This window comes from Leclercia sp. LSNIH3 (assembly GCF_002935105.1).
In the GTDB taxonomy this organism is placed as follows: Bacteria; Pseudomonadota; Gammaproteobacteria; order Enterobacterales; family Enterobacteriaceae; genus Enterobacter; species Enterobacter adecarboxylatus.
Genome location: NZ_CP026387.1, coordinates 3758741 through 3782942, shown reverse-complemented (window position 1 = coordinate 3782942; position 24202 = coordinate 3758741). Strand labels below are relative to the sequence as shown.

24 protein-coding genes are annotated in these 24202 nt (G+C 56.0%); 9 read left to right on the top strand and 15 right to left on the bottom strand.

The window, feature by feature from the left end:
- Window positions 1-173: 173 nt before the first annotated feature.
- Window positions 174-515: a FlxA-like family protein gene (locus C3F35_RS18375; protein ID WP_103793024.1), complete on the top strand. Its 342-nt coding sequence runs from the start codon at window positions 174-176 to the stop codon at window positions 513-515.
- Here the strand turns inward: C3F35_RS18375 and C3F35_RS18370 are convergent.
- The gene (locus C3F35_RS18370; protein WP_059307439.1) at window positions 512-1447 is read right to left on the bottom strand and encodes a LysR family transcriptional regulator; all 936 of its coding nucleotides are present in this window, start codon (window positions 1445-1447) and stop codon (window positions 512-514) included. The genes C3F35_RS18375 and C3F35_RS18370 overlap by 4 nt on opposite strands.
- 89 nt (window positions 1448-1536) lie before the next feature.
- Between C3F35_RS18370 and C3F35_RS18365 the strand changes: the two genes are divergently transcribed.
- Complete coding sequence (locus tag C3F35_RS18365) at window positions 1537-2535, top strand: bile acid:sodium symporter family protein (protein ID WP_103793025.1); 999 nt, start codon at window positions 1537-1539, stop codon at window positions 2533-2535.
- Here C3F35_RS18365 and C3F35_RS18360 read toward each other — a convergent pair.
- The 3 genes from C3F35_RS18360 to zipA all read right to left on the bottom strand — a co-directional run bounded on the left by C3F35_RS18360 (window position 2532) and on the right by zipA (window position 5819).
- Window positions 2532-2747: a DUF3820 family protein gene (locus tag C3F35_RS18360; RefSeq protein ID WP_032612964.1), complete on the bottom strand. Its 216-nt coding sequence runs from the start codon at window positions 2745-2747 to the stop codon at window positions 2532-2534. The two genes, C3F35_RS18365 and C3F35_RS18360, sit on opposite strands and share 4 nt — an antisense overlap.
- Before the next feature lies 1 nt (window position 2748).
- Window positions 2749-4764, bottom strand: coding sequence for an NAD-dependent DNA ligase LigA (gene ligA / locus C3F35_RS18355; RefSeq protein ID WP_103793026.1), 2016 nt, complete (start codon window positions 4762-4764; stop codon window positions 2749-2751).
- Window positions 4765-4832: 68 nt separating this feature from the next.
- On the bottom strand, window positions 4833-5819 hold the full coding sequence (gene zipA, locus C3F35_RS18350; protein ID WP_077227999.1) for a cell division protein ZipA: 987 nt from the start codon (window positions 5817-5819) through the stop codon (window positions 4833-4835).
- Window positions 5820-6049: 230 nt separating this feature from the next.
- On the opposite strand from zipA, the gene cysZ reads away from it, so the two are divergent.
- The 5 genes from cysZ to crr all read left to right on the top strand — a co-directional run bounded on the left by cysZ (window position 6050) and on the right by crr (window position 10894).
- A complete protein-coding gene (cysZ, locus tag C3F35_RS18345) occupies window positions 6050-6811 on the top strand; it encodes a sulfate transporter CysZ (RefSeq protein ID WP_103793027.1) in 762 nt (253 codons plus the stop codon).
- A gap of 154 nt (window positions 6812-6965) precedes the next feature.
- The gene (gene cysK / locus C3F35_RS18340) at window positions 6966-7937 is read left to right on the top strand and encodes a cysteine synthase A (RefSeq protein ID WP_032612973.1); all 972 of its coding nucleotides are present in this window, start codon (window positions 6966-6968) and stop codon (window positions 7935-7937) included.
- A gap of 379 nt (window positions 7938-8316) precedes the next feature.
- Window positions 8317-8574 carry a phosphocarrier protein Hpr gene (ptsH, locus tag C3F35_RS18330; protein ID WP_000487600.1) on the top strand — a complete coding sequence of 86 codons (258 nt, stop codon included), beginning with the start codon at window positions 8317-8319 and terminating at the stop codon, window positions 8572-8574.
- Window positions 8575-8619: 45 nt separating this feature from the next.
- Window positions 8620-10347 (top strand): phosphoenolpyruvate-protein phosphotransferase PtsI, encoded by a 1728-nt coding sequence (ptsI, locus tag C3F35_RS18325; RefSeq protein WP_032612975.1) that lies wholly within the window; start codon window positions 8620-8622, stop codon window positions 10345-10347.
- A gap of 43 nt (window positions 10348-10390) precedes the next feature.
- Window positions 10391-10894, top strand: a complete 504-nt coding sequence (gene crr / locus C3F35_RS18320; protein ID WP_032612978.1) for a PTS glucose transporter subunit IIA — start codon at window positions 10391-10393, stop codon at window positions 10892-10894.
- A 48-nt stretch (window positions 10895-10942) separates the two neighbouring features.
- On the opposite strand, the gene pdxK is transcribed toward crr, so the two are convergent.
- From pdxK to C3F35_RS18270, 10 genes are all read right to left on the bottom strand, one after another.
- On the bottom strand, window positions 10943-11779 hold the full coding sequence (gene pdxK / locus C3F35_RS18315) for a pyridoxine/pyridoxal/pyridoxamine kinase (RefSeq protein WP_059307435.1): 837 nt from the start codon (window positions 11777-11779) through the stop codon (window positions 10943-10945).
- Between the two features lie 5 nt (window positions 11780-11784).
- On the bottom strand, window positions 11785-12696 hold the full coding sequence (gene cysM / locus C3F35_RS18310; RefSeq protein ID WP_103793028.1) for a cysteine synthase CysM: 912 nt from the start codon (window positions 12694-12696) through the stop codon (window positions 11785-11787).
- Between the two features lie 113 nt (window positions 12697-12809).
- Window positions 12810-13904: a sulfate/thiosulfate ABC transporter ATP-binding protein CysA gene (gene cysA / locus C3F35_RS18305; protein ID WP_103793029.1), complete on the bottom strand. Its 1095-nt coding sequence runs from the start codon at window positions 13902-13904 to the stop codon at window positions 12810-12812.
- Window positions 13894-14769 carry a sulfate/thiosulfate ABC transporter permease CysW gene (cysW, locus tag C3F35_RS18300; RefSeq protein WP_032612987.1) on the bottom strand — a complete coding sequence of 292 codons (876 nt, stop codon included), beginning with the start codon at window positions 14767-14769 and terminating at the stop codon, window positions 13894-13896. Before cysW ends, cysA begins: the two co-directional genes overlap by 11 nt.
- Window positions 14769-15602: a sulfate/thiosulfate ABC transporter permease CysT gene (cysT, locus tag C3F35_RS18295; protein ID WP_032612989.1), complete on the bottom strand. Its 834-nt coding sequence runs from the start codon at window positions 15600-15602 to the stop codon at window positions 14769-14771. Before cysT ends, cysW begins: the two co-directional genes overlap by 1 nt.
- Window positions 15602-16618 carry a sulfate ABC transporter substrate-binding protein gene (locus tag C3F35_RS18290; RefSeq protein WP_059307432.1) on the bottom strand — a complete coding sequence of 339 codons (1017 nt, stop codon included), beginning with the start codon at window positions 16616-16618 and terminating at the stop codon, window positions 15602-15604. The genes cysT and C3F35_RS18290 overlap by 1 nt, the downstream gene beginning before the upstream one ends.
- A 165-nt stretch (window positions 16619-16783) precedes the next feature.
- Complete coding sequence (locus tag C3F35_RS18285) at window positions 16784-17683, bottom strand: Dyp-type peroxidase (RefSeq protein WP_032612994.1); 900 nt, start codon at window positions 17681-17683, stop codon at window positions 16784-16786.
- 92 nt (window positions 17684-17775) lie between these two features.
- Entirely contained in the window at window positions 17776-18351 is a 576-nt protein-coding gene (locus tag C3F35_RS18280) for an RpoE-regulated lipoprotein (protein ID WP_059307430.1), read from the bottom strand.
- A gap of 62 nt (window positions 18352-18413) precedes the next feature.
- Window positions 18414-18863: a DUF2919 domain-containing protein gene (locus tag C3F35_RS18275; protein WP_032612998.1), complete on the bottom strand. Its 450-nt coding sequence runs from the start codon at window positions 18861-18863 to the stop codon at window positions 18414-18416.
- Window positions 18850-19275: a GNAT family acetyltransferase gene (locus C3F35_RS18270; RefSeq protein WP_032613000.1), complete on the bottom strand. Its 426-nt coding sequence runs from the start codon at window positions 19273-19275 to the stop codon at window positions 18850-18852. Before C3F35_RS18270 ends, C3F35_RS18275 begins: the two co-directional genes overlap by 14 nt.
- Window positions 19276-19488: 213 nt before the next feature.
- Here C3F35_RS18270 and amiA point away from each other — a divergent pair, with 213 nt between their 5' ends.
- Window positions 19489-20364 (top strand): N-acetylmuramoyl-L-alanine amidase AmiA, encoded by an 876-nt coding sequence (gene amiA, locus C3F35_RS18265; RefSeq protein ID WP_032613002.1) that lies wholly within the window; start codon window positions 19489-19491, stop codon window positions 20362-20364.
- Window positions 20364-21263: an oxygen-dependent coproporphyrinogen oxidase gene (gene hemF / locus C3F35_RS18260; RefSeq protein ID WP_103793030.1), complete on the top strand. Its 900-nt coding sequence runs from the start codon at window positions 20364-20366 to the stop codon at window positions 21261-21263. Before amiA ends, hemF begins: the two co-directional genes overlap by 1 nt.
- Window positions 21264-21683: 420 nt before the next feature.
- On the opposite strand, the gene maeB is transcribed toward hemF, so the two are convergent.
- Complete coding sequence (gene maeB / locus C3F35_RS18255; protein ID WP_032613018.1) at window positions 21684-23963, bottom strand: NADP-dependent oxaloacetate-decarboxylating malate dehydrogenase; 2280 nt, start codon at window positions 23961-23963, stop codon at window positions 21684-21686.
- Window positions 23964-24202 lie beyond the last annotated feature (239 nt).

Here is a 24202-nt window from a genome sequence, read left to right as displayed (position 1 = left end):
CACTCGCCGCCGCACACGATGACTCCCCTTCCTCTTTCGTCTTTATCAATCGCTCAACCGCAGGTACTGCATACCAATAACGTTTCGCCTTGTTACCTGTCATTTCTGGCAGCTCTCCTCAAGTAGAGGCGGGCTTATGCCGATAAAAGGGATTTACGGCAAGAGATCTTAATATGACTACGATTCAGGCATCTACCCAGCCAATTCAGGCCAGCGGTAACGGTAAAAGCGGCTCCAGCGATAACAGCATTGCCGCGCAAATCAGCAGTATCACGGCCAAAATTTCCAAATTGAGCCAGAAATTTAAAGATATCGCTCTGGGAAGCGGTACGCCCGAAGAAAAAAAGGAGCAACAAGAGATACTCAAAGCGCAGATTGATGGTCTGCAGGCGCAACTGCAGATGCTACTACGACGTCAGGCTGAAGAGTCAAAACAAAAACAGGAGCAGGCGCAGGCTAAAGTGGAAGGCGTGAACAAACCTTCCGCTGAGCATGAGATTGATATTTACGTTTAACGCGCCTCAGCGTTAAACAGTGGATCGCGTATACGGGCCTGCGTAAGTTGTTCTGCCTGCATACGCACCACCTCCCAGATCGCCTGTGCGGCACCCGACAGCGAGCGATTCTTACGGCGAACCAGCATCAGCTTACGTTCAATAGCTGGCGTGAACCGTTTGACGGTTAACCTGCTCCCCTGGGGTAACGGCAGCGCCAGTGCCGGGAGCACGCTGATGCCAATCCCGGCTTCTACCATCGGAAAGAGCGTGGCGGGGTGGCCAATCTCCTGCACAATCGTCGCCCTCACCTGCTGCTCACGAAGTGCGGCATCGATAAGTGGTCGGCTGCCGGAGGCATAATCCTGTAACACCAGCCTGGCCCCTTGTAGCGCCTGCCATGCCACTTCATCCAGTGCCGCAAGCGGGTCGTCATCGCGGCAGAGAAGTAAAAAGGGTTCTGAAAGCACCTCTTCGCACTCCAGATCGCTCACCGGCCCGGGATCGATAACAATCCCAAAGTCCACCTCGCCCTGGCGGATACTCTCCAGCACCCACTGCTGCGGTCGGTCATGCAGCACAAAATCAATATCCGGGTACTGCTGATTACTGAATGCAATGCAGCGCGGAATGAGGTGCGCCGAAATGGTCTGACTGGCGGCGACGCGTACCGTCCCGGAGAGTTGCTGCCCTACCCGACCCACGTCCCGTAACGTACTGGACAGCTCATCGAGGATCCTCTCCAGCCGGGCCGCTAATTGCTGGCCTGCCTCGGTCAGTATCACTTCCCGGGTGGTTCTGTCGAGCAGCCGCACGCCAGTTTGCTGCTCCAGCTCCTTCACGCTGTGACTGACCGCCGACTGGCTCAGGCCGATAATCTCACCTGCACGGCTAAAGCTTTTCGCCTGCGCGACGGTAACAAAAACACGCAACTGCCGTAACGAGTAATTCATCTGTTTTACTCATGAATTGATGCAATAAATCAATTTTATTTCTCAAAGGGAAGAAAGCACAATAGCGCTATCTGTTTTCAGGAGTGTTTATGAAACTTTTTCGCATACTCGACCCGTTCACCATCACCCTTATCGTGGTTGTCCTGCTGGCCTCCTTCTTCCCGGCCCGTGGCGGTTTTGTTCCTTTTTTTGAAGGTCTCACCACCGCCGCTATCGCGCTGCTGTTCTTTATGCACGGGGCAAAACTTTCCCGGGAAGCCATTATCTCTGGCGGTAGCCACTGGCGACTGCACCTGTGGGTAATGTGCAGCACCTTCGTCGTCTTCCCGGTGTTGGGCGTGCTGTTTGCCTGGTGGGCGCCGATCAATGTCGATCCGTCGCTGTATACCGGCTTCCTCTACCTCTGTATTTTGCCAGCCACGGTGCAGTCAGCGATCGCCTTTACCTCAATGGCAGGCGGCAACGTGGCGGCAGCCGTCTGCTCGGCGTCTGCCTCCAGCTTGCTGGGGATTTTCCTTTCGCCACTGCTGGTGGGGCTGGTAATGGACATGCACGGAGCGGAAGGCAGTCTGGAGCAGGTAGGCAAAATTATGCTGCAACTGCTGCTACCCTTTGTGCTGGGGCATCTTTCCCGCCCGTGGACCGGTGCCTTTGTGGCGAAGCATAAGAAGTGGATTGCCAAAACCGATCAGTCATCGATTCTGCTGGTCGTTTACTCAGCATTCAGCGAAGCCGTGGTCAATGGCATCTGGCATAAAGTCGGGGTCGGGTCGCTGCTGTTTATCGTGGTGGTTAGCCTGGTATTGCTGGCGATTGTCATTGCCATCAACGTATTTGCTGCGCGCCGCTTCGGCTTTAACAAAGCAGATGAGATTACGATTGTGTTCTGTGGTTCGAAAAAGAGCCTTGCAAACGGGATCCCGATGGCCAACATTCTGTTTCCGACCTCGGTGGTTGGGATGATGGTGCTGCCGCTGATGATCTTCCATCAGCTGCAGCTCATGATTTGCGCGGTCATGGCGCGTCGCTACAAACGCCAGACCGACGAGTTGCAGGCCCGGGAGCAGGCCCGCACGGCGAAAGTTTAGGGACGACGCAGGGGCTGAACCAGCTGGGTCAGCCCCTCGGTTTTAATCAGTAACGTGAGCGCCATTAGCTCACCCAGATGCCCGGCAGGAAACTCATCCTTTCGGGCAAACCACAGTAAATACTCTTCGGGCACATCAATCAGCCGACGGCCTTTATACTTCCCGAACGGCATCTCGGTATTGGCTATTTCGATAAGCTGCGCTTTATCCACGTTACTCTCCCAACAGACGCAGCATCTCTGCCTCATCAATTACGTCAATTCCCAGCTCCTGCGCCTTCGCCAGCTTGGAGCCTGCCGCTTCCCCGGCAATCACCAGGTCGGTTTTCTTCGACACGCTGCCAGCCACTTTGGCCCCCAGTGCCGTCAGACGCGCTTTGGCATCATCGCGTGAAAGCTGGCTCAGGCTACCGGTCAGTACCACCGTTTTGCCGGCGAACGGACTGTCGATCTCTTCGGCGTTGATCACCTGCGGCGCAGGCCAGCGAATGCCTTCGTTAAGCAACTGGCCGATCACCTCGCGGTTACTCTCTTCAGAGAAGAAGTTAAAGACGTGGGTGGCGACCACAATGCCGACGTCCGGCACCTTTTGCAGCTCGTCGATTGGCGCCTTCTCGAGCGCCTCCAGCGTACCAAAATAGGCTGCCAGACCCGCCGCGGTCGCTTCCCCTACTTCGCGGATACCCAGCGCATAAAGGAAGCGGGCAAAAGTGGTGTCTTTGGATTTTTCCAGTGCGTCGGCCACGTTCTGCGCGGATTTCGGCCCCATACGATCCAGCCCGGTCAGCTTACCCGGCGTCAGGCGGAACAGATCAGCGGGCGTATGGACATACTCTTTCTCGACCAGCTGATCGATGATTTTGTCGCCCATGCCATCGACGTCCATCGCCCGGCGGGAGACGAAGTGTTTCAGCGACTCTTTACGCTGGGCGCCGCAAACTAAACCGCCAGTACAGCGGGCCACGGCCTCACCTTCGACGCGTTCAACGTCTGAGCCGCATACCGGGCAGTGGGTCGGGAATTCTACCGCTCGCGTGTCCTCAGGACGTTCTGATTCCACAACGTTTACTACCTGGGGGATAACATCCCCGGCACGGCGGATAACCACTTTATCGCCAATACGCAGCCCCAGACGGTCGATCTCATCGGCGTTATGCAGGGTCGCGTTGCTGACCAGGACCCCGGCCACCTGAACCGGCTCCAGTCGCGCAACCGGCGTTATCGCGCCGGTACGCCCCACCTGGAACTCCACATCGCGCACGAAGGTCATCTGCTCCTGGGCCGGGAACTTAAAGGCCACCGCCCAGCGCGGCGCTCGAGCGACGAAGCCCAGCTGTTCCTGAAGCGCGAGGGAGTTTACTTTGATCACCACCCCGTCGATATCAAAGCCGAGCGTCGGACGGTCTGCTTCAACCTGACGATAAAACGCCAGCACGGCTTCCGGTGAGTCGCACAGCTGCACACGGTTACTCACCGGCAGTCCCCAGGCTTTGAATTGCATCAGGCGGCCCAGATGGGTATCGGGCAGCTCGCCTCCCTCCAGAATGCCAACGCCGTAACAGAAGAAGGTTAACGGGCGTTTTGCGGTAATGCGTGGATCCAGCTGGCGCAGTGAACCCGCTGCGGCATTGCGCGGGTTAGCGAAAATTTTGCCGCCAGTGCGGCGCGCTTCTTCATTAATTTTTTCAAATCCGGCCTGCGGGAGGAATACTTCACCGCGCACTTCGAGACGTGCCGGAATGTTATCGCCATGCAGCTTAAGCGGGATGGCACGAATGGTACGCACATTGGTGGTAATGTCTTCGCCGGTCGTACCGTCGCCGCGGGTGGCGGCGCGGGTCATCACCCCGTTTTCGTACAGAATGCTGACGGCCAGGCCATCCAGTTTCAGCTCGCAACACCAGCTCAGGGCATCGGTCTGCTTCAGACGGTCCTGGACGCGTTTGTTGAAGGCGAGGAAGCTCCCCTCATCAAAGACGTTATCCAGCGACAGCATGGGCACTTCATGGCGCACCTGGCTGAAAAAGGCCAGTGGCGCGGCGCCGACACGCTGGGTCGGTGAGTCGGGGGTAATTAAATCGGGACGCTGCGCTTCAAGCTCACGCAGTTCACGCATCAAACGGTCGTATTCTGCGTCCGGCACTTCGGGCGCATCCATCACATGATAAAGATATTCATGGTGGCGAAGCGTGGTTCGGAGTTCGGTAAGTTGTTGTTCGATTGTGTCCATGTCGCACCATTAATGAGAAAAACCCCCGACATGCGGGGGTTGAGGAGATGTGAAACAAACGCGGAGACTTACGCGTTAGCTTCTTTTACTTCGCGGATACGGTCCTGATACTCGCGCAGTTTCTGCGGCGTCATCATTCGACGCTGATCGTCGAGCACCATGCCGCCGACTTCGTCCGCGATATGCTGGGCAGACTGCAGCATCAGCTTAAAGTTTTGCAGTTCATCGCCATAAGACGGCACCTGCATAAAGATGGTCACGCCCGGCGTGGTGAAATCACCGGTCATTTCCGGGTCAAAGGTGCCCGGGTTAACCATGTTCGCCAGGCTGAACAGCGAAGGACCACTTCCGTCCGGGCTAAGGTGACGATGGAAGATATTCATATCGCCAAACTTGAAGCCGGCCTGCTGAATGCTGTTGAGCAGCACTTCGCCGTTGATAGTGGTGCCATGATGGGCCGCCACACTCATAACAATGACCGTCTCTTTGCGCTGCGGTTTTTCCGCCACTGGTGGCGCCGCTTCGACTACCGGCTCTGGCTCCACAACAGGCGCAGGGGCCGGTTGCGGCGCTGGCGCGACAGGCTGAGGTGCCTGCTGGACGACCGGCTGTGGTGCAGGCTGAGCGACATGCTGAGGTTGTGGCACCGGTTGCTGGCGCACAGGCTCATGCTGCTGCGGTTGCGGTTGTTGGGGTTGCGGCTGGTGTACCGGCTCGACCACAGGCTGCGGCGGCGCAGCAGGGCGCGGCTGAGCAGATGCATAAGGCGGCTGGTACTGATGCTGCGGAGGCTGACGAGGCGCTTCATGCTCCCCATGGCCTGCGCCGGGCGCAGTATTGGCCCGATGAACGCGTACTTCACCCACACCCTCGTCTTCCATTTCTTCGATATCGTCATCGCTATCGTCGTCACGGGTAGACTTCATGCGCTTCAGTGGGCGATCGCGAAACATAGAAGAGCGCTCTTTACGGCTGGTCCAGAAACCATGTACCAGTAAAGCGATTATGGCGATCGCGCCAACAATGATTAATATCAGACGCAAATCCTGCATCATTATATTCTCTGTTGTTCTAACACCTTGCCACCACGGCAAACATTTACTCACTAAGAGTATTTGCCGATTACGTCAAGTGCAAGTGTATGCAGAGCATTCGCAGCATAAAGATGAACTAAATCGTGCTTTTTGCTGTTTTTTCGAACATTTCCGAACTGGTCAACGTGCCGCAACTGGCTAATATAGGCAGGCAACTTCACTGGTTGTGATAAAAGGAGCTCAACCTGGTTATGGTTTCATCAACGTCTTCCCCTCCCCGCAGCGGCGTGTGGTACTTCTCACAGGGCTGGAAACTGGTTTCGCTGCCAGGCATCCGCCGTTTTGTGATCCTTCCGCTGCTGATTAATATTCTGCTGATAGGGGGGGCCTTCTGGTGGCTGTTTACCCGCCTGGATACCTGGATCCCGGCACTCATGAGCCACGTCCCCGACTGGCTGCAGTGGCTGAGCTATCTGCTATGGCCTGTGGCTATCGTCTCGGTGCTGTTGGTGTTTGGCTACTTTTTCTCAACCCTGGCCAACTGGATAGCGGCCCCCTTTAATGGGCTGCTGGCCGAACAGTTGGAAGCGCGACTGACGGGCGCTACGCCGCCGGACACCGGTGTGCTGGGCATCATGAAAGATCTGCCGCGCATTATGAAACGTGAATGGCAGAAGTTCGCCTGGTACTTGCCGCGTGCCATTGTGTTACTGATCCTCTACTTTATTCCGGGTATCGGGCAGACGGTTGCGCCGGTGTTATGGTTCCTGTTCAGCGCGTGGATGCTGGCGATCCAGTATTGCGACTACCCGTTCGATAATCACAAAGTCCCGTTTAAAGAGATGCGGACTGCCCTGCGCGCGCGCAAGATGACCAATATGCAGTTTGGCGCGCTCACCAGCCTGTTCACGATGATCCCGTTCCTGAATCTGTTCATCATGCCGGTTGCGGTTTGTGGTGCGACGGCGATGTGGGTCGATTGTTACCGTGATAAACACGCATTGTGGAAATAAGGTAAATAAAGGGATGGCTTATGCCATCCCTTATTCCATACTGGATAGCATTATTTCTCATCAGCATATAGATATGCGAATTCCTTACTTCCCCATACTTATTCAACAGGTATGCTGGGTCGGTATCCCAATTTCAAACAGTTAAGGACAGGCCATGAGTAAGATTTTTGAAGACAACTCGCTGACTATCGGTCACACGCCCCTGGTTCGACTGAACCGTATCGGTAATGGACGCATTCTGGCGAAGGTAGAATCTCGTAACCCAAGCTTCAGCGTGAAATGCCGTATCGGTGCCAATATGATTTGGGATGCGGAAAAGCGTGGCGTGTTGAAGCCTGGCGTTGAACTGGTGGAGCCAACCAGCGGTAACACCGGTATTGCCCTGGCTTACGTGGCTGCCGCTCGGGGTTACAAGCTGACGCTGACCATGCCGGAAACCATGAGCATTGAACGTCGCAAGCTGCTGAAGGCGCTGGGTGCGAACCTGGTCTTAACGGAAGGCGCAAAAGGGATGAAGGGCGCCATCCAGAAAGCCGAAGAGATTGTGGCCAGCGATCCGGCCAAATATCTGCTGCTGCAGCAGTTCAGCAACCCGGCTAACCCGGAAATTCACGAGAAGACCACCGGCCCGGAAATCTGGGAAGATACCGACGGTCAGGTTGATGTGTTTATCTCAGGTGTCGGTACCGGCGGGACGCTTACGGGTGTTAGCCGCTATATTAAAGGTACAAAAGGTAAAAAAGATCTGATTACCGTTGCCGTGGAGCCAACCGATTCTCCGGTTATTGCTCAGGCGCTGGCAGGTGAAGAGCTGAAACCTGGCCCGCATAAGATTCAGGGTATCGGTGCAGGCTTCATTCCAGGCAACCTGGATCTGAAACTGATCGACAAAGTTGTGGCTATCACCAACGAGGAAGCCATCTCTACCGCCCGTCGTCTGATGGAAGAAGAAGGTATTCTGGCGGGGATCTCTTCGGGTGCTGCGGTTGCCGCAGCGCTGCAATTACTTGAAGATGAAACCTTTACCAATAAGAATATCGTGGTTATTCTTCCATCCTCGGGTGAGCGCTATTTGAGTACTGCACTGTTTGCCGATCTCTTTACAGAGAAAGAACTGCAACAGTAGTGCCAAAATGTAAATATCGCGTAAAAAAGCACCCATTCGGGTGCTTTTTTGTGGCCTGCTTCAAAGTTTTATCTCTTCTGGCATTGCTTCACCCTGTTGGCTCTGGTATTTAAGCTGACAATTATTTTGAAGCACGAAATTAATCGATACACGAATTACCGCTGCTGAATCGATTTTATGATTTGGTTCAAGTCTTGCTTTCGCGGCATAATGTTTAATGTCGAACGAGACGTCAGCAGCCTGACATGCCAGTAGCGGAAAACGTTTGACACATCTGTGCCTCGTGCCGTTAAGCCGGTGCTAACTATACAGGCTAAAGTCATGCCGCCAGGCTAGACTTTAGTTCCACAACACTAAACCAATAAGTTGGGGAAATACAATGTTCCAGCAAGAAGTTACCATTACCGCTCCGAACGGTCTGCACACCCGCCCTGCTGCTCAGTTTGTTAAAGAAGCGAAAGGCTTCACTTCTGAGATCACTGTGACTTCCAACGGCAAAAGCGCCAGCGCAAAAAGCCTGTTCAAACTGCAGACTCTGGGTCTGACTCAGGGCACCGTTGTGACCATCTCCGCGGAAGGCGAAGACGAGCAGAAAGCAGTTGAGCATCTGGTAAAACTGATGGCTGAGCTCGAGTAAGTTTCCGGGTTCTTTGTAAAAATCAGTCACAAGTAAGGTAGGGTTATGATTTCAGGCATTTTAGCATCCCCGGGTATCGCTTTCGGCAAAGCACTGCTGCTGAAAGAAGACGAGATCGTCATCGACCGGAAAAAAATTTCTGCTGATAAGGTAAATCAGGAAGTTGAGCGTTTTCTGAGTGGCCGTGCAAAAGCATCTGCGCAGCTGGAAACGATCAAAACTAAAGCTGGCGAAACTTTCGGTGAAGAAAAAGAAGCCATCTTCGAAGGGCACATCATGTTGCTCGAAGATGAGGAGCTGGAGCAGGAAATCATAGCCCTGATTAAAGATAAAGGCATGACGGCCGACGCGGCTGCGCATGAAGTTATCGAAGGTCAGGCGACTGCCCTGGAAGAGCTGGACGATGAATACCTGAAAGAGCGCGCGGCTGACGTGCGTGACATTGGTAAGCGTCTGCTGCGTAACATCCTCGGCCTGGCCATTATCGATCTGAGCGCAATTCAGGACGAAGTAATCCTGGTTGCTGCTGACCTGACCCCGTCAGAAACCGCACAGCTGAACCTGAACAAGGTGCTGGGTTTCATTACTGACGCCGGTGGCCGCACCTCCCACACCTCTATCATGGCGCGTTCTCTGGAACTGCCTGCCATCGTGGGTACCGGTAGCGTGACCGCGCAGGTGAAAAACGACGACTATCTGATTCTGGATGCCGTAAACAATCTGGTTTACGTCAACCCAACCAACGAACAAATCGAACAGCTGCGTGCCGTTCAGGAACAGGTTGCCACTGAGAAAGCCGAACTGGCAAAACTGAAAGATCTGCCTGCGATTACGCTGGACGGACATCAGGTTGAAGTGTGTGCCAACATCGGTACCGTACGTGACGTTGATGGCGCTGAGCGCAACGGCGCAGAAGGTGTAGGCCTGTACCGTACCGAATTCCTGTTCATGGACCGTGACGCCCTGCCAACCGAAGAAGAGCAGTTTGCTGCTTACAAAGCGGTAGCGGAAGCTTGTGGCTCTCAGGCTGTTATCGTCCGTACCATGGACATCGGCGGCGACAAAGAACTGCCGTACATGAACTTCCCGAAAGAAGAGAACCCGTTCCTGGGCTGGCGTGCAGTACGTATCGCGATGGATCGTAAAGAGATCCTGCGCGACCAGGTTCGCGCCATCCTGCGTGCTTCCGCTTTCGGTAAGCTGCGCATCATGTTCCCGATGATCATCTCTGTTGAAGAAGTGCGTGCGCTGAAGAAAGAGATTGAGATCTACAAACAAGAACTGCGCGACGAAGGTAAAGCCTTTGACGAATCAATTGAAATCGGCGTGATGGTAGAAACCCCAGCCGCGGCGACGATTGCCCGTCATTTAGCGAAAGAAGTCGATTTCTTTAGTATTGGTACCAACGATTTAACCCAGTACACCCTGGCAGTTGACCGTGGTAATGATATGATTTCACATCTTTACCAGCCAATGTCACCGTCCGTGCTGACGCTTATTAAGCAAGTTATTGATGCTTCTCATGCCGAAGGCAAATGGACTGGTATGTGTGGTGAGCTTGCAGGCGACGAACGTGCTACACTTCTGTTGCTGGGTATGGGTCTGGACGAGTTCTCTATGAGCGCCATTTCCATCCCGCGCATCAAGAAGATCATCCGTAACACGAACTTCGAAGATGCGAAGGTATTAGCAGAGCAGGCTCTTGCTCAACCGACAACGGACGAGTTAATGACGCTGGTTAACAAGTTCATTGAAGAAAAAACAATCTGCTAATCCACGAGATGCGGCCCAATTTACTGCTTAGGAGAGATGGCTAATGGGGTTATTTAGTAAACTGTTCGGTGACAAAGGCAACAGCGACACCGGAACTATTGAGATTGTTGCTCCGCTGTCTGGTGAAATCGTCAACATCGAAGACGTGCCGGATGTCGTGTTTGCAGAGAAAATTGTTGGTGATGGCATTGCTATCAAACCGACCGGTAACAAAATGGTTGCGCCGGTTGATGGTACCATCGGTAAGATTTTTGAAACCAACCACGCATTTTCTATCGAATCTGATAGCGGTATTGAACTGTTCGTTCACTTCGGTATCGACACCGTCGAACTGAAAGGCGAAGGCTTCAAGCGTATCGCTGAAGAAGGCCAGCGCGTTAAAGTTGGCGACCCGGTCATTGAATTCGATCTGCCACTGCTGGAAGAGAAAGCCAAGTCTACCCTGACTCCGGTTGTTATCTCCAACATGGACGAAATCAAAGAGCTGATCAAACTGTCTGGCAGCGTGACCGTGGGTGAAACCCCGGTTATCCGCATCAAGAAGTAATTTCTTGCCACACAGAAAAATGGCGCCTTCGGGCGCCATTTTTGTTTGTCAGGCCGGCAGAACCAGCTCGTCGTAACCCTTCTCCTGGGTGTACTGCATCACTTGCGTCACCCTGTCCCCTGCCCGGCTTATCGCCGCGGCCACGCTCTCGCGTTGCACCAGGGCACTGACCAGCTCAGAACAAAAAAGATCCCCTGTACCTTTCAGGTCGGCTTTGATGCGTGGGTGGGCGCTGACCGTCACATCATCATGGGAAACGAGCACCACGTGGATGTTGTCAGCATCCCCGGCCACCGGCGCGCTGGTGATTGCCACCCACTGCAGGGTATCGGAAAGTAACCCTCTGGCGGCGGCAATGGCGCTGGCGTTATCCCGGCAAGACTTGCCGCTGAGCACTTCCAGTTCGTAGACGTTCGGCGTAATACCCTGCGCCAACGGCAGCAGATGCTGGCGGTAGGCTTCCGGGATCTCGGGTTTGACGTAGGTTCCGCTGTCAGTGTCACCAATTACCGGGTCAACCAGGATCAGCACATCGGGATGCTGCGCCTTTACCGCACGTAGCCAGTCGGCCAACAGGGCAATCTGGCTGGCGCTCCCCATATACCCAGTGGTGACTGCTTTCAGCTCGCGCAATATGTCGCGCTCGTCCAGCGCCTTCAGGTAACCACTGAACCACTCGTCGGGGATTATCCCGCCGTAAAAGGTGTCGTAGTGCGGGGTATTACTGAACAACACCGTCGGTATCGCCGTCACGTTGAGGTGATGCTGGCGAATATTGGGCACCGCAATGCTGTTACCCACGCTGCCGTACACCACCTGCGACTGCACAGCCACAATATCGGTCTGCTGTGCCCGGGTTTTGTCCCGGAATAGAATCATTTCCATCGCGTTTAGATCCCTGCGCCCTGCGCATAACTCTCCTCACCAAACACGCCGGTAGAGAGGTAGCGATCGCCGCGATCGCAAATGATCGCCACCACCACTGCCCCCGGCGTTGCCGCGGCCACCCGCAGAGCGCCAGCTACCGCGCCACCCGAACTGACGCCGCAGAAGACCCCTTCACGCACGGCCAGTTCACGCATGGTATTTTCCGCCTCGCGCTGATGAATATCCAGCACCTGGTCCACAAGCGAGGCATTAAAAATGCCCGGCATATACTCTGCGGGCCAGCGGCGAATACCCGGAATGCTGCTGCCCTCTTCGGGCTGCAGGCCGACTATGGTCACCGCCTTGTCCTGCTCGCGCAGAAAGCGGGAGACGCCGGTGATGGTGCCGGTGGTGCCCATGCTGGAGACGAAATGGGTGATGCGGCCTGACGTCTGCCGCCAGATTTCCGGGCCGGTAGTGGTGTAGTGTGCGTACGGGTTATCAGGGTTGTTGAACTGATCCAGCAGCTTGCCTTCACCCCGGTTCGCCATCTCTTGAGCCAGATCGCGTGCCCCCTCCATCCCCTGCTCTTTGCTGACGAGGATTAACTCAGCACCATAGGCCAGCATCGCGGCACGGCGCTCCTGGCTCATGTTGTCCGGCATCAGCAGCTTCATGCGATAGCCTTTCAGGGCGGCAATCATCGCCAGCGCGATGCCGGTGTTGCCGCTGGTCGCCTCGATCAGCACATCGCCGGGTTTGATTTCACCGCGCTTTTCCGCCTCGACAATCATCGACAGCGCGGCGCGGTCTTTGACCGAACCCGCCGGGTTATTGCCTTCCAGTTTGATCCAGATTTCGCTGCCGTTGTCCGGCCCCATGCGCTGCAGTTTGATCAGAGGGGTATTACCGATGGTGTCTTCGAGTGTATTCACGATTTTTACTCAATAAAAAGCCGGGTGGCGCTTCGCTTACCCGGCCTACGTCCGTGCTCGTGTAGGCCCGGTAAGCGTAGCGCCACCGGGCGATAAACATGGTCAATAACCTATCAGGCAGATTCCGCCAGAGCAAGATCTCCCCGCGTCTCGATGCGCTCCTTATCGTGATAAATGCGCGCATGCTGCAGGCCAACAAACAGACGTTCGCCGCGGTGTGGCGGCTCTTCGTCACGCATCACTACCGTCAGCGGTTCGCTGTACCAGCCCAGCGGCTGCACCACCAGTTGGGTATAGTGACCTTTCGGGCTGGCTTCCAGCACCTGTACCGGCAGCGGGCAGTCGAGGCTGGTGCGACGGCTTACGTCCACTTCCCATGGGCGCAGGAACAGATCTACCGGCCCCTGATAGCCAGGGGTATAACCCAGTGGCCAGCGATGGGCACCAACGTGAAACTGACCGCCGCGAATATTGCCTTGCAGGCGGTTCACTTCGCCCATAAATTCCAGCACAAAACGGGTCGCCGGTTCGCGCCAGAGCTGTTCTGGCTCATCGACCTGCTCAATATTCCCCTGGCTCATCACCACGACCCGATCGGCCACTTCCATCGCCTCTTCCTGATCGTGGGTAACGAAGACGCTGGTGAATTTCAGCTCTTCGTGCAGCTGACGCAACCAGCGACGCAGCTCTTTACGTACCTGGGCATCCAGTGCGCCGAAGGGTTCATCCAGCAGCAGGATTTGCGGCTCTACCGCCAGCGCACGAGCCAACGCCACGCGCTGTTTCTGTCCGCCGGAAAGCTGGACCGGATAACGGTCTGCCAGATGTGCCAGCTGCACCATCTCCAGCAGTTTGGTCACTTTCGCCTTGATAGTCGCCGCATCGGGACGCTCGCGGCGCGGCAGCACCGTCAGGCCAAAGGCGATGTTGTCGAACACCGTCATATGGCGGAACAGGGCGTAATGCTGGAATACAAAGCCCACCTTACGGTCGCGCGCATGCAGGCGGCTGACGTCGGTGCCGTGGAAGCGGATATGCCCGCTGGTTTGATGTTCCAGACCGGCGATAATACGCAGCAAAGTGGTTTTCCCGGAGCCGGACGGCCCCAGCAACGCCACCATTTGCCCGGAAGGGATATCCAGCGAGATATCGTTCAGCACCTGGGTGCGACCAAAGGACTTCTTAATATTGGCAATCTCAATGCTCATGATTTCCCTCCTGATGCTGGCGTTTTGCCTGATTCTCTAAACGCCACTGCACCATACTCTTTAAAAACAGGGTCAAAATAGCCATCAGCGTCAGCAGGGCTGCGGCGGTAAAGGAACCGACGGTGTTATAGTCCTGCTCCAGCAATTCAATTTGTAACGGCAGCGACAGGGTTTCGCCGCGGATAGACCCGGAGACCACTGACACCGCGCCAAACTCACCAATCGCGCGGGCGTTCGTCAGCACCACGCCATACAGCAGCGCCCAGCGGATGTTTGGCAGGGTCACACGGCGGAACATCTGCCAGCCGGATGCGCCCAGCAGTACCGCCGCTTCGTCTTCGTGGCTGCCCTGGCTGAGCATCACCGGCACCAGCTCGCGCACCACAAACGGACAGGTCACAAAGATCGTCACCAGCACCATGCCCGGCCAGGCGAACATGATCTGTAAGTTATGCTCATCCAGCCAGCCACCCAGCGGGCCGTTGGAGCCGTAGAACAGCAGATACACCAGACCGGCCACCACTGGCGATACGGCAAAAGGAATATCCAGCAGGGTCAGCAAGAGCTGGCGGCCCGGGAAGTTAAAGCGCGTCACCAGCCAGGCCAACAGGATGCCAAACACCAGGTTCACCGGCACGGTAATCAGGGCAATCATTACCGTCAGCCAGATGGCATGGAGCATGTCCGGGTCGGCGAGGTTTTGCAGCGCGGGCATCAGCCCTTTACTGAACGCCTGAACAAAGATGTAGACCATCGGCACGACGAGAATAAACACCGACACCAGCATGCCCGTGCCAATCAGAAACCATTTTCCCCAGTTGATGCGGGGTGCGTCATAGCGCTTCAATTGAGTAACTTCCGCCATCAGTGACCTACCACACGTCGACCAAAGCGACTTTGCAGAGTGTTAATCGAGAACAGCAGCAGCAGCGACGCGGCGAGGATCACCGAGGCGATCGCACTTGCCGCCGGGTAATCAAACTCCTGCAAACGCACAAAAATCATCAGCGAGGTCACTTCCGTTTTCCACGCGATATTCCCGGCGATGAAGATCACCGCGCCGAACTCGCCGAGGCTGCGGGTAAACGACAACGCCACGCCCGCCAGTAGCGCCGGAGACAGCTCAGGCAGCACCACCTTACGGAAGCTCTGCCAGCGCGTGGCACCCAGGGTTTCCGCCGCTTCTTCATATTCCGGGCCTAACTCCTCCAGCACCGGCTGGACGGTACGCACCACAAACGGGATGCTGGTAAAGGCCATCGCTACCGCAATGCCAAGCCAGGTATAAGTCACCTTGATATCAAACTTCGCCAGCCACTCACCGTAAAAGCCATTCACGGAGAACAGCGAGGCCAGGGTTAAACCGGCCACGGCGGTGGGCAGCGCGAAGGGTAAATCCATCAGTGCATCCAGCAGCGTGCGGCCCGGGAAGCGGTAGCGGGTTAAGATCCACGCCATCAGCAGGCCGAAAACGCCGTTGAAAATCGAGGCCACAAATGCCGACAGCAGCGTCACCTTATAGGCCGCCACTACCTGCGGGTTGCTGATCACCTCCCAGTACTGGGACCAGCTCATCTCCGAGAGCTGGACCACCAGCGCGCTGAGCGGTAACAACAAAATCAGACAGACGAACAGCAGGCTGGTCCCGAGGCTTAAGGTAAAGCCTGGCAGCACACGTCTGGAGGAAACTGCAAACATTACTTACGCCCCGCCGCCAACAATTTGTCTAACTCACCCCCGCTGGTGAAGTGCGTTTTCATCACTTCAGGCCAGGAGCCAAAATGCTCTTCAACGCGGAACAGCTCGGTCTGCGGGAACTTGTCTTTCAGCTTGTTCATCACGTCCGGGTTGTTGACGCGATAGTAGTAATCGGTGATCACCGTCTGCGCCTGCGGGCTGTACAGATAGTTGAGATACGCTTTCGCCGCTTTCTCAGTGCCGTTGGCCTTGACGTTTTTATCTACCCACGCCACCGGGAACTCCGCCAGCACGTTGGTTTTCGGAATAACCACTTCGAAGCCCTGCGCTTCGTACTGTTTACGGATGTTGTTAACTTCCGATTCAAAGCTGATCAGCACATCGCCCAGACCGCGTTCCGCGAAGGTGGTGGTCGCGCCGCGACCGCCGGTATCAAACACTTCTACGTTTTTCAGGAACTGGGTCATGAACTGCTCGGTTTTGGCTTTATCGCCGCCGTCAGCTTTGTCTGCAGCGCCCCAGGCAGCCAGATAGGTATAACGGGCGTTGCCGGAGGTTTTCGGGTTCGGGAAAATGAGCTTTACGTCAGAACGCACGAGGTCGTTCCAGTCGTGAATGTTTTTCGGGTTGCCCTTACGCACCAGGAAGCCCATGGTGGAGTAGAACGGCGAGCTGTTGTTCGGCAGACGGCTCTGCCAGTTAGCCGGGAGCAGCTTGCCTTTGTCATGCAGGATCTGCACGTCGGTAATCTGGTTGTACGTCACCACATCCGCTTTTAGCCCCTGCAGGATCGCCAGCGCCTGTTTGGACGAACCGGCGTGAGACTGTTTGATGGTCAGCTTGTCGCCGTTGTTGTCTTTGGCCCACTGTTGTTCAAACGGCGGGTTCAGGGCAGCAAACAGCTCGCGGGAGACGTCGTAAGAGCTGTTCAGCAGTTCGGTTGCCTGCGCCTGAGCGACCAGCAACACTGAAGCTGCCAGCACCAGAGATCCTTTTTTCAGTACAGTAACGGCCATTGCGCACCCTAAGCGTTGTGATGATTTTCTTAGGGTCATCATATTTATAACGAGTACTAAAGGAGTAACGGTTTTATATACCGTTTGGTGATTTAGAAGCAGAAAAGGGAATAAGGCATTTATCCCCTCTCCCCTTTAGGGAGAGGGTCAGGGCGAGGGGCGTTCTTACAGCGCCAGCAGACGCTCGATGGACGGGGCAAAATAGTAACCGCCAGTCACTGGCTTCGTGAAGCGCAGCATAGCATCGCGCTTGCCGTCGGTATCGCCGAACATGCTCAGCAGCTGCTGTTCGATGTTATACAGACGGGCACAGTAGGCGCAGAAGTACAGGCCGTGCGTACCGCTGGCGGTGCCGTATGGCAGGCTCTGGCGCACAATCTTCAGCCCTTTGCCGTCTTCTTTCAGATCAACACGGCTCAGGTGCGAGGTTGCCGGGCGCGCGTCGCCGTCGATCTCTTCGTTAGCTTCTTTAGTGCGGCCAATCATCATCTCCTGATCGGATACGCTCATGCGGTTAAGCTGTTTGAGGTTGTGCTCCCAGCGCTGGACGAACACGTAGCTGCCGCCTGCGTCCACGCCGTCTTTGATGACCGCCACTTCACGGCGCGTCTCTTCTCCTGCCGGGTTTTCGGTGCCGTCAACGAAGCCGCTCAGATCGCGCTCTTCCACCCAGCGGAAACCGTGGATCTCTTCTGTTACTTCAATGCAGTCGCCAAAGGCGGCCATAGCGGCCTGGGCAATGGAGAAGTTCAGGTCGTGACGCAGGGAGAGAATATGGATCAGCACGTCGTACTGCGTAGCCGGCGCCAGGCCTTTGCCGTAAGGGACAAAGTCTTTCAGCTCTTCGGCCCCTTCCCCACCGCTCAGCTGACGCCAGACGTTATGACCAAACGCGACCACCGCGCCGCAGTGGGCATCCGGGAATTTGACCTGGAAGGTGGCCAGTTTATCGATAAAAATTTTGCTGGCCGCACGCAGGGCATCGATATCCCCTTTAACATTGGCTTCGATCCAAATCGCCGCGCGGCAATGTTCTGGCAAAATGCCACTCTGAACCTGAGACATCGCTCCTCCTGAAAAAAAATGCCACGTCGTCGTGGCATGGTTGGCGGCGATTATACCCGCTTTTTTAACGAGGCGGCTTGTCCAGACGCAATTTACTGCTGCCAGATAATTTTGCTGATTTTCCAGCTTTTCAGGGTGTCGTCAGAAGGCATTAACCCTTCCGGGCCGTTCCAGGTTCCGCTGAACTGGTAGCTGATATGCTGGCTGCCCTCAGCTTTACACTCTACCGTCACGTTGTCGTCGGCAGGCACGCTGATGCAGTTACCGTAGGCTTTCTGATACAGGTCGCTGAACGGCGTACCAATCTTCACCCCTTTGTCGGTTTCGATTTCAGTGTCCAGCACCTCAATGCGCCCGACAGTGGATTTTTCACCGTTAATCACCAGCGCCAGCTGGTCATCTTTCAATGCTTCAAAGTAGTGAATGATGGTGCCATTTTGCGTTCTCATGCCGCTGCGCAGACGGTAATCACCGCCTAACGCCGATTCGATGGCGCTCTGTTCCAGCGCCGTGTCGGCGGTGAGATTGCCTACGCCCTGCTCGGTTACCTCGGTGGAAGAGCCGAACCAGTTCCAGGGATAAGCCGCAGACCAGTTCACGGCGGAGAGCGTTGAACAGCCCGTCAGGACAACGGGGAGCGCGCATAACAGTAAACGCAGCGATTTCATCGGGAGATCCTTTCTGGTTAATTTGACGCTTGTTGGAGTGCAGCATCGCTAAAAAGTGCCGTTTAATCTTGCTCGGGGGTGAAACAGGCGCGCAGACGGGGATGGGTCAACAGCCACAGCAGCGCCACGATATCGGCCACCAGCAGGGCAATACCGATGCCACTCAGCGCTTCACCCTGTAGCCACAGCAGAGGTTGCCAGCCCAGCAGTACAACCTGGGCGAGGATCAGCAGCCAGCGCAGCGCCCGCCACAGGCGCGGCACCCGATGGCGCCGCCCGCTCAGTAAAAAGGCCAGCACCGCCGGGATCCCCGGCAGCAGCCCGAGCCAGAAGTTATCATGATCGGGATAAAACAGGTTCAGCAGGGTATTGCCCTGATCGCGGGAGGCCCCCGCCAGCACGAACAACACCCAGGTGCGCGCCTGAAGCAGCAGCACGCACCAGAACAGGAACGGCAGGCGAACCCGGCCGTGGCTGTCATAGTCGCCAGGGTGAAAATCAATACTCTTCATCTTCGATCAGACGTTTGCCCAGCGTTAGCACGTCGGCATGTTCATAGTTGAGGCGCTCGTACATTCCCAGCACCATGTCGTTATCTTCACGCACCATGATCTGAATTTTTGGGCAGCCGCGGGCGATCAGTTTCTTTTCCAGACGATTGAGCAGCGCGTTGGCTATGCCACGCCCACGAAACTCCGGGTGGACGCCCAGGTAGTACGCCGAGCCGCGATGCCCGTCGTAGCCGCCCATCACCGTACCCACCACTTCGCCATTGACCTCCGCGACCAGAAACAGACTGACGTCGTGATTGAGCTTACGCTCAATGTCCATCTCAGGATCGTTCCACGGTCGCAGTAGCTCGCAGCGCTCCCAAAGGGTGATCACCTCTTCGAAGTCTGCCTGGCGAAAAACGCGTATCTCCATGGTATTAACCGCCTTTTTGGGTTCAAAAACAGTGATTATGACGCGAACGCCCTCTTTCGCCAATATGCAGCGAAAAAGGTCAGGAAATTTGGCATAATGGCACTTTGTCACGTATTGAAATGAAAAGTAAAACAATTCACCACACGGACTGTCGTAACGGGAAAGACGATACGATATAACACCAGGACACTCATTTTTTACATTTCAGGCCGCATGAGCACATTCAAACCCTTAAAAACACTCACATCGCGTCGTCAGGTTCTTAAAGCGGGGCTGGCGGCATTGACGTTAACGGGCATTGCAAAGCAGGCTCAGGCAAAAGACGAGAGCACGCTAAAAACCAGTAACGGACACAGCAAGCCAAAGACCAAAAAACCCGGTTCAAAGCGTCTGGTGATGCTCGATCCGGGCCACGGCGGTATTGATACCGGTGCCATTGGCCGCAACGGCTCTAAAGAGAAACATGTTGTACTGGCGATTGCAAAAAACGTCCGGTCGATTTTACGCAGCAATGGCATTGACGCCCGCCTGACCCGTTCCGGCGATACCTTTATTCCGCTGTATGACCGCGTAGAGATTGCCCATAAGCACGGCGCGGATCTGTTTATGTCGATTCACGCAGACGGCTTCACTAACCCCTCGGCGGCAGGTGCATCGGTATTTGCCCTTTCCAATCGGGGTGCCAGTAGCGCCATGGCAAAATACCTCTCTGACCGTGAAAACCGGGCGGATGAAGTGGCCGGAAAGAAAACCACCGACAAAGATCATCTGCTCCAGCAGGTACTGTTCGATCTCGTTCAGACCGACACGATTAAAAATAGCCTGACCCTCGGCTCGCATATTCTGAAGAAGATTAAGCCGGTACACCGTCTGCACAGCAAAGGCACCGAGCAGGCGGCGTTCGTGGTACTGAAATCTCCGTCGATTCCCTCCGTACTGGTAGAAACCTCCTTCATCACGAATCCCGAAGAAGAGCGACTGCTGGGCACGAAGGCGTTTCGCCAGAAGATCGCCAACGCCATTGCCTCCGGGATCATCAGTTACTTCAACTGGTTCGATAACCAGAAAGCGCACTCCAGGAAACGTTAATGAAACCCAACGCACAGCTGGTTAAAACCTTCCTGCTCCAGTTGCAGGATGCCATTTGCCAGAAACTGAGCGCCGTCGATGGCGGTGAATTTCAACAGGATGAGTGGCAGCGCGAAGCCGGTGGCGGCGGGCGCAGCCGCGTGCTGCGCAATGGCGGCGTGTTCGAGCAGGCTGGCGTGAATTTTTCTCACGTACACGGCGACGCCATGCCTGCCTCGGCCACTGCACACCGCCCGGAGCTGGCGGGCCGCAGCTTTGAAGCGATGGGAGTTTCGCTGGTGGTGCATCCGCACAACCCGTACGTGCCCACCAGCCATGCCAACGTGCGCTTCTTTATCGCCGAAAAACCGGGTGCCGATCCGGTGTGGTGGTTTGGCGGCGGCTTCGACTTAACGCCTTTCTACGGGTTTGAAGAGGACGCTGTCCACTGGCACCAGACCGCGCACGACCTGTGCCAGCCCTTTGGTGAGGACGTCTACCCGAAATACAAGAACTGGTGCGATGAGTATTTCTACCTGAAGCACCGGGACGAGCAGCGTGGCATTGGCGGGCTGTTCTTTGACGATCTGAATACGCCTGATTTTGATACTGCCTTCAGTTTTATGCAGGCGGTGGGCAATGGCTTTACCGACGCTTATCTGCCGATTGTCGAGCGGCGTAAAGACCACGATTACGGCGTGCGCGAGCGCGAGTTCCAGCTCTATCGCCGTGGACGTTACGTGGAATTTAATCTGGTGTGGGACCGTGGCACGCTGTTCGGCCTGCAAACCGGTGGGCGCACGGAGTCGATTCTGATGTCGATGCCGCCACTAGTGCGCTGGGAGTATAACTTTGATCCGAAAGAAGGCAGCCGCGAGGCTGCCCTGAAAGAGTTTATTCGGGTTCGGGACTGGGTGTAAAAAACCCCTCACCCCGGCCCTCTCCCCAAAGGGGCGAGGGAGAAAAGACGGCTCCGTGCAGTCCCCTCTTTCCACAGGGGCGAGGGAGAAAAGACGGCTCCGTGCAGTCCCCTCTCCCCAAAGTGGCGAGGGAGAAAAGACGTCTCCGTGCAGCCCTCTCTCCCCAAAGGGGCGAGGGTGAAAAGACGGCTCCGTGCAATCCCCTCTCCCCAAAGGGGCGAGGGTGAAAAGACGGCTCCCTGCAGTCCCTCTCTCCAAACGGGCAAGGGCGAAAAAACGGCTCCGTGCAGTCCCCTCTCCCCAAACGGGCGAGGGTGAAAAGACGGCTCCGTGCAGTCCCCTCTCCCCAAACGGGCAAGGGCGAAAAGACGGCTCCGTACAGTCCCCTCTCCCCTATGGGGAGAGGGTTAGGGTGAGGGGTTACAGCGGCTGTGTCTGCGCCTCTACCACCGCCAGCGCCACCATGTTCACAATACGGCGCACGGAGGCAATCGGGGTCAATACATGCACTGGTTTCGCCACGCCCATCAGCACCGGCCCGACGGTCACCCCTTCCGAACTGGAGACGCGCAGCAGGTTATAACTGATACGCGCCGCCTCGACATTCGGCATGATCAGCACGTTGGCAGAGCCTTTCAGCGGGCTGTCCGGCATCCGCTCGTTACGGATGCTCTCCACCAGAGCGGCATCGCCGTGCATCTCACCGTCGATCATCAGCTCAGGCGCGCGCTCGCGGACCAACGCTAAAGTCTCACGCATTTTGCAGGCAGCTGCCGATTTGGACGAGCCAAAGTTGGAGTGCGACAGCAGCGCTACTTTCGGTTCGATACCAAAGCGACGCACCGTTTCCGCCGCCATCACCGTGATTTCTGCCAGCTCTTCCGGGGTTGGATCGTCATTGACGTAGGTATCGGCAATGAAGGTGTTACCACTCGGCAATAACAGGGCGTTCATCGCCCCGGCGGTATGCACACCTTCGCGATAGCCGAAGATCTCCTGCACCACGCTGAAATGCTCATGATAGTCACCAATGGTGCCACAGATCAGCGCGTCGGCTTCGCCACGGTGAACCATGATCGCGCCGATCACCGTAGTATTGCTGATCACTGCCCGCTGGGCCTGCTCCTGGGTGATCCCCCGACGTTTCATGATGGCGTAATACTCGTTCCAGTACTCCTTGAAGCGCGGATCGGATTCATTGTTGACGATCTCAAAGTCCACGCCCGCTTTAATTTGCAGGCCCAGCTTCTGGATACGCATCTCAATCACGCTCGGACGACCAATCAGGATCGGTTTGGCCAGCCCCAGGCTCACCAGCTCCTGAGTGGCGTGCAGGACACGCGCCTCCTCCCCTTCGGCCAGCACCACGCGTTTCGCATCTGCACGCGCCTGGGAGAAAATCGGCTTCATGAACAGGTTGGTTTTGTAGACGAACTCGGTCAGCTTATCGACATAGGCGTCGAAGTCGGTGATCGGGCGCGTCGCCACGCCGGAGTCCATCGCCGCCTTCGCCACCGCTGGCGCGATTTTGACAATCAGGCGTGGATCGAAGGGCTTAGGAATGATGTAGTCCGGGCCGAAGCTCAGATCCTGATCGCCATAGGCGGAGGCCACCACTTCGCTCTGCTCCGCATGGGCCAGCTCAGCAATGGCATGAACCGCCGCCAGCTTCATCTCTTCGTTAATGGCAGTGGCACCGACATCCAGCGCGCCACGGAAGATGAACGGGAAGCAGAGAACGTTATTCACCTGGTTCGGGTAATCAGAACGGCCGGTGCAGATGATGGCATCCGGGCGCACGGCTTTGGCCAGTGGCGGCAGGATCTCCGGCTCCGGGTTTGCCAGAGCGAGGATCAGCGGCGCACGCGCCATCTTCATCACCATCTCTTCATTCAGCACTTTCGGGCCTGAGCAGCCGAGGAAGATATCCGCACCGTCCATGACATCTGCCAAGCTGCGCTTGCCGTCGTCGTCAACGGCGTAGGCGGCTTTGGTTTCGGCCATATTGGCTTCGCGGCCTTTGTAAATAACGCCTTTGGAGTCGCAGACCACGATGTTGTGCTTCTGCATCCCCAGCGCCACCAGCAGGTTCATACAGGCGATGGCTGCCGCGCCCGCGCCAGAGACCACCATGCGCACGTCAGAAAGATTCTTCTCCACCACCCGAAGGCCGTTCAGAATGGCAGCGGTACTGATGATCGCCGTTCCGTGCTGATCGTCGTGGAACACTGGAATGTTCATGCGTTCACGCAGTTTCTGCTCGATATAGAAACATTCCGGCGCTTTGATGTCCTCGAGGTTGATGCCGCCAAACGTCGGCTCCAGCGCGGCCACCACGTTAATGAATTTGTCCGGGTCAAGCTCATCCACTTCAATATCAAACACGTCGATACCGGCAAATTTCTTGAACAGCACGCCCTTGCCTTCCATCACCGGTTTACCGGCCAGCGCCCCGATATTGCCCAGTCCCAGCACTGCGGTGCCGTTGGAGATCACCGCCACCAGGTTGCCACGGGCCGTGTATTTGTAGGCCGCCAGCGGATCTTTTTCGATCTCAAGGCACGGCGCGGCAACGCCCGGCGAGTAGGCTAACGCCAGGTCACGCTGGGTTGCGAGGGGCTTGGTAGGAGAGACCTGAATTTTGCCGGGTACGGGAAATTCATGAAAATCTAGGGCGCTCTGTCTTAACTGCTCGTCCATTGTAAGGTTCCTTTAGCGTGTCGTTCAAAATGGGTGATGTTGTTATGGTCTGAGTTCACCCTGGGTGGCGGATAGTATCGCTGCTGCCTGCGGTTCAAACTTTGAAGGCTGCCAAAGTCTCACCATCAAAAAAACAAAAATTGTTAGCAATTTATAACAATCATGTTACCTGCCCAGCGAAGCAAGACCATGTCCGTCTGCTATGCTTTTTTGTTAAGTACATCGCGAATTTCGCAGAA

What these genes read in the sequence shown, in the direction of transcription:
- C3F35_RS18375 (WP_103793024.1), top strand. Translation starts at nt 174, where the DNA reads ATGACTACGATTCAGGCATCTACCCAGCCAATTCAGGCCAGCGGTAAC.
- C3F35_RS18370 (WP_059307439.1), bottom strand. Translation starts at nt 1,447, where the DNA reads ATGAATTACTCGTTACGGCAGTTGCGTGTTTTTGTTACCGTCGCGCAG.
- C3F35_RS18365 (WP_103793025.1), top strand. Translation starts at nt 1,537, where the DNA reads ATGAAACTTTTTCGCATACTCGACCCGTTCACCATCACCCTTATCGTG.
- ligA (WP_103793026.1), bottom strand. Translation starts at nt 4,764, where the DNA reads ATGGACACAATCGAACAACAACTTACCGAACTCCGAACCACGCTTCGC.
- zipA (WP_077227999.1), bottom strand. Translation starts at nt 5,819, where the DNA reads ATGATGCAGGATTTGCGTCTGATATTAATCATTGTTGGCGCGATCGCC.
- cysZ (WP_103793027.1), top strand. Translation starts at nt 6,050, where the DNA reads ATGGTTTCATCAACGTCTTCCCCTCCCCGCAGCGGCGTGTGGTACTTC.
- cysK (WP_032612973.1), top strand. Translation starts at nt 6,966, where the DNA reads ATGAGTAAGATTTTTGAAGACAACTCGCTGACTATCGGTCACACGCCC.
- ptsH (WP_000487600.1), top strand. Translation starts at nt 8,317, where the DNA reads ATGTTCCAGCAAGAAGTTACCATTACCGCTCCGAACGGTCTGCACACC.
- ptsI (WP_032612975.1), top strand. Translation starts at nt 8,620, where the DNA reads ATGATTTCAGGCATTTTAGCATCCCCGGGTATCGCTTTCGGCAAAGCA.
- crr (WP_032612978.1), top strand. Translation starts at nt 10,391, where the DNA reads ATGGGGTTATTTAGTAAACTGTTCGGTGACAAAGGCAACAGCGACACC.
- pdxK (WP_059307435.1), bottom strand. Translation starts at nt 11,779, where the DNA reads ATGGAAATGATTCTATTCCGGGACAAAACCCGGGCACAGCAGACCGAT.
- cysA (WP_103793029.1), bottom strand. Translation starts at nt 13,904, where the DNA reads ATGAGCATTGAGATTGCCAATATTAAGAAGTCCTTTGGTCGCACCCAG.
- cysW (WP_032612987.1), bottom strand. Translation starts at nt 14,769, where the DNA reads ATGGCGGAAGTTACTCAATTGAAGCGCTATGACGCACCCCGCATCAAC.
- cysT (WP_032612989.1), bottom strand. Translation starts at nt 15,602, where the DNA reads ATGTTTGCAGTTTCCTCCAGACGTGTGCTGCCAGGCTTTACCTTAAGC.
- C3F35_RS18290 (WP_059307432.1), bottom strand. Translation starts at nt 16,618, where the DNA reads ATGGCCGTTACTGTACTGAAAAAAGGATCTCTGGTGCTGGCAGCTTCA.
- C3F35_RS18285 (WP_032612994.1), bottom strand. Translation starts at nt 17,683, where the DNA reads ATGTCTCAGGTTCAGAGTGGCATTTTGCCAGAACATTGCCGCGCGGCG.
- C3F35_RS18280 (WP_059307430.1), bottom strand. Translation starts at nt 18,351, where the DNA reads ATGAAATCGCTGCGTTTACTGTTATGCGCGCTCCCCGTTGTCCTGACG.
- C3F35_RS18275 (WP_032612998.1), bottom strand. Translation starts at nt 18,863, where the DNA reads ATGAAGAGTATTGATTTTCACCCTGGCGACTATGACAGCCACGGCCGG.
- C3F35_RS18270 (WP_032613000.1), bottom strand. Translation starts at nt 19,275, where the DNA reads ATGGAGATACGCGTTTTTCGCCAGGCAGACTTCGAAGAGGTGATCACC.
- amiA (WP_032613002.1), top strand. Translation starts at nt 19,489, where the DNA reads ATGAGCACATTCAAACCCTTAAAAACACTCACATCGCGTCGTCAGGTT.
- hemF (WP_103793030.1), top strand. Translation starts at nt 20,364, where the DNA reads ATGAAACCCAACGCACAGCTGGTTAAAACCTTCCTGCTCCAGTTGCAG.
- maeB (WP_032613018.1), bottom strand. Translation starts at nt 23,963, where the DNA reads ATGGACGAGCAGTTAAGACAGAGCGCCCTAGATTTTCATGAATTTCCC.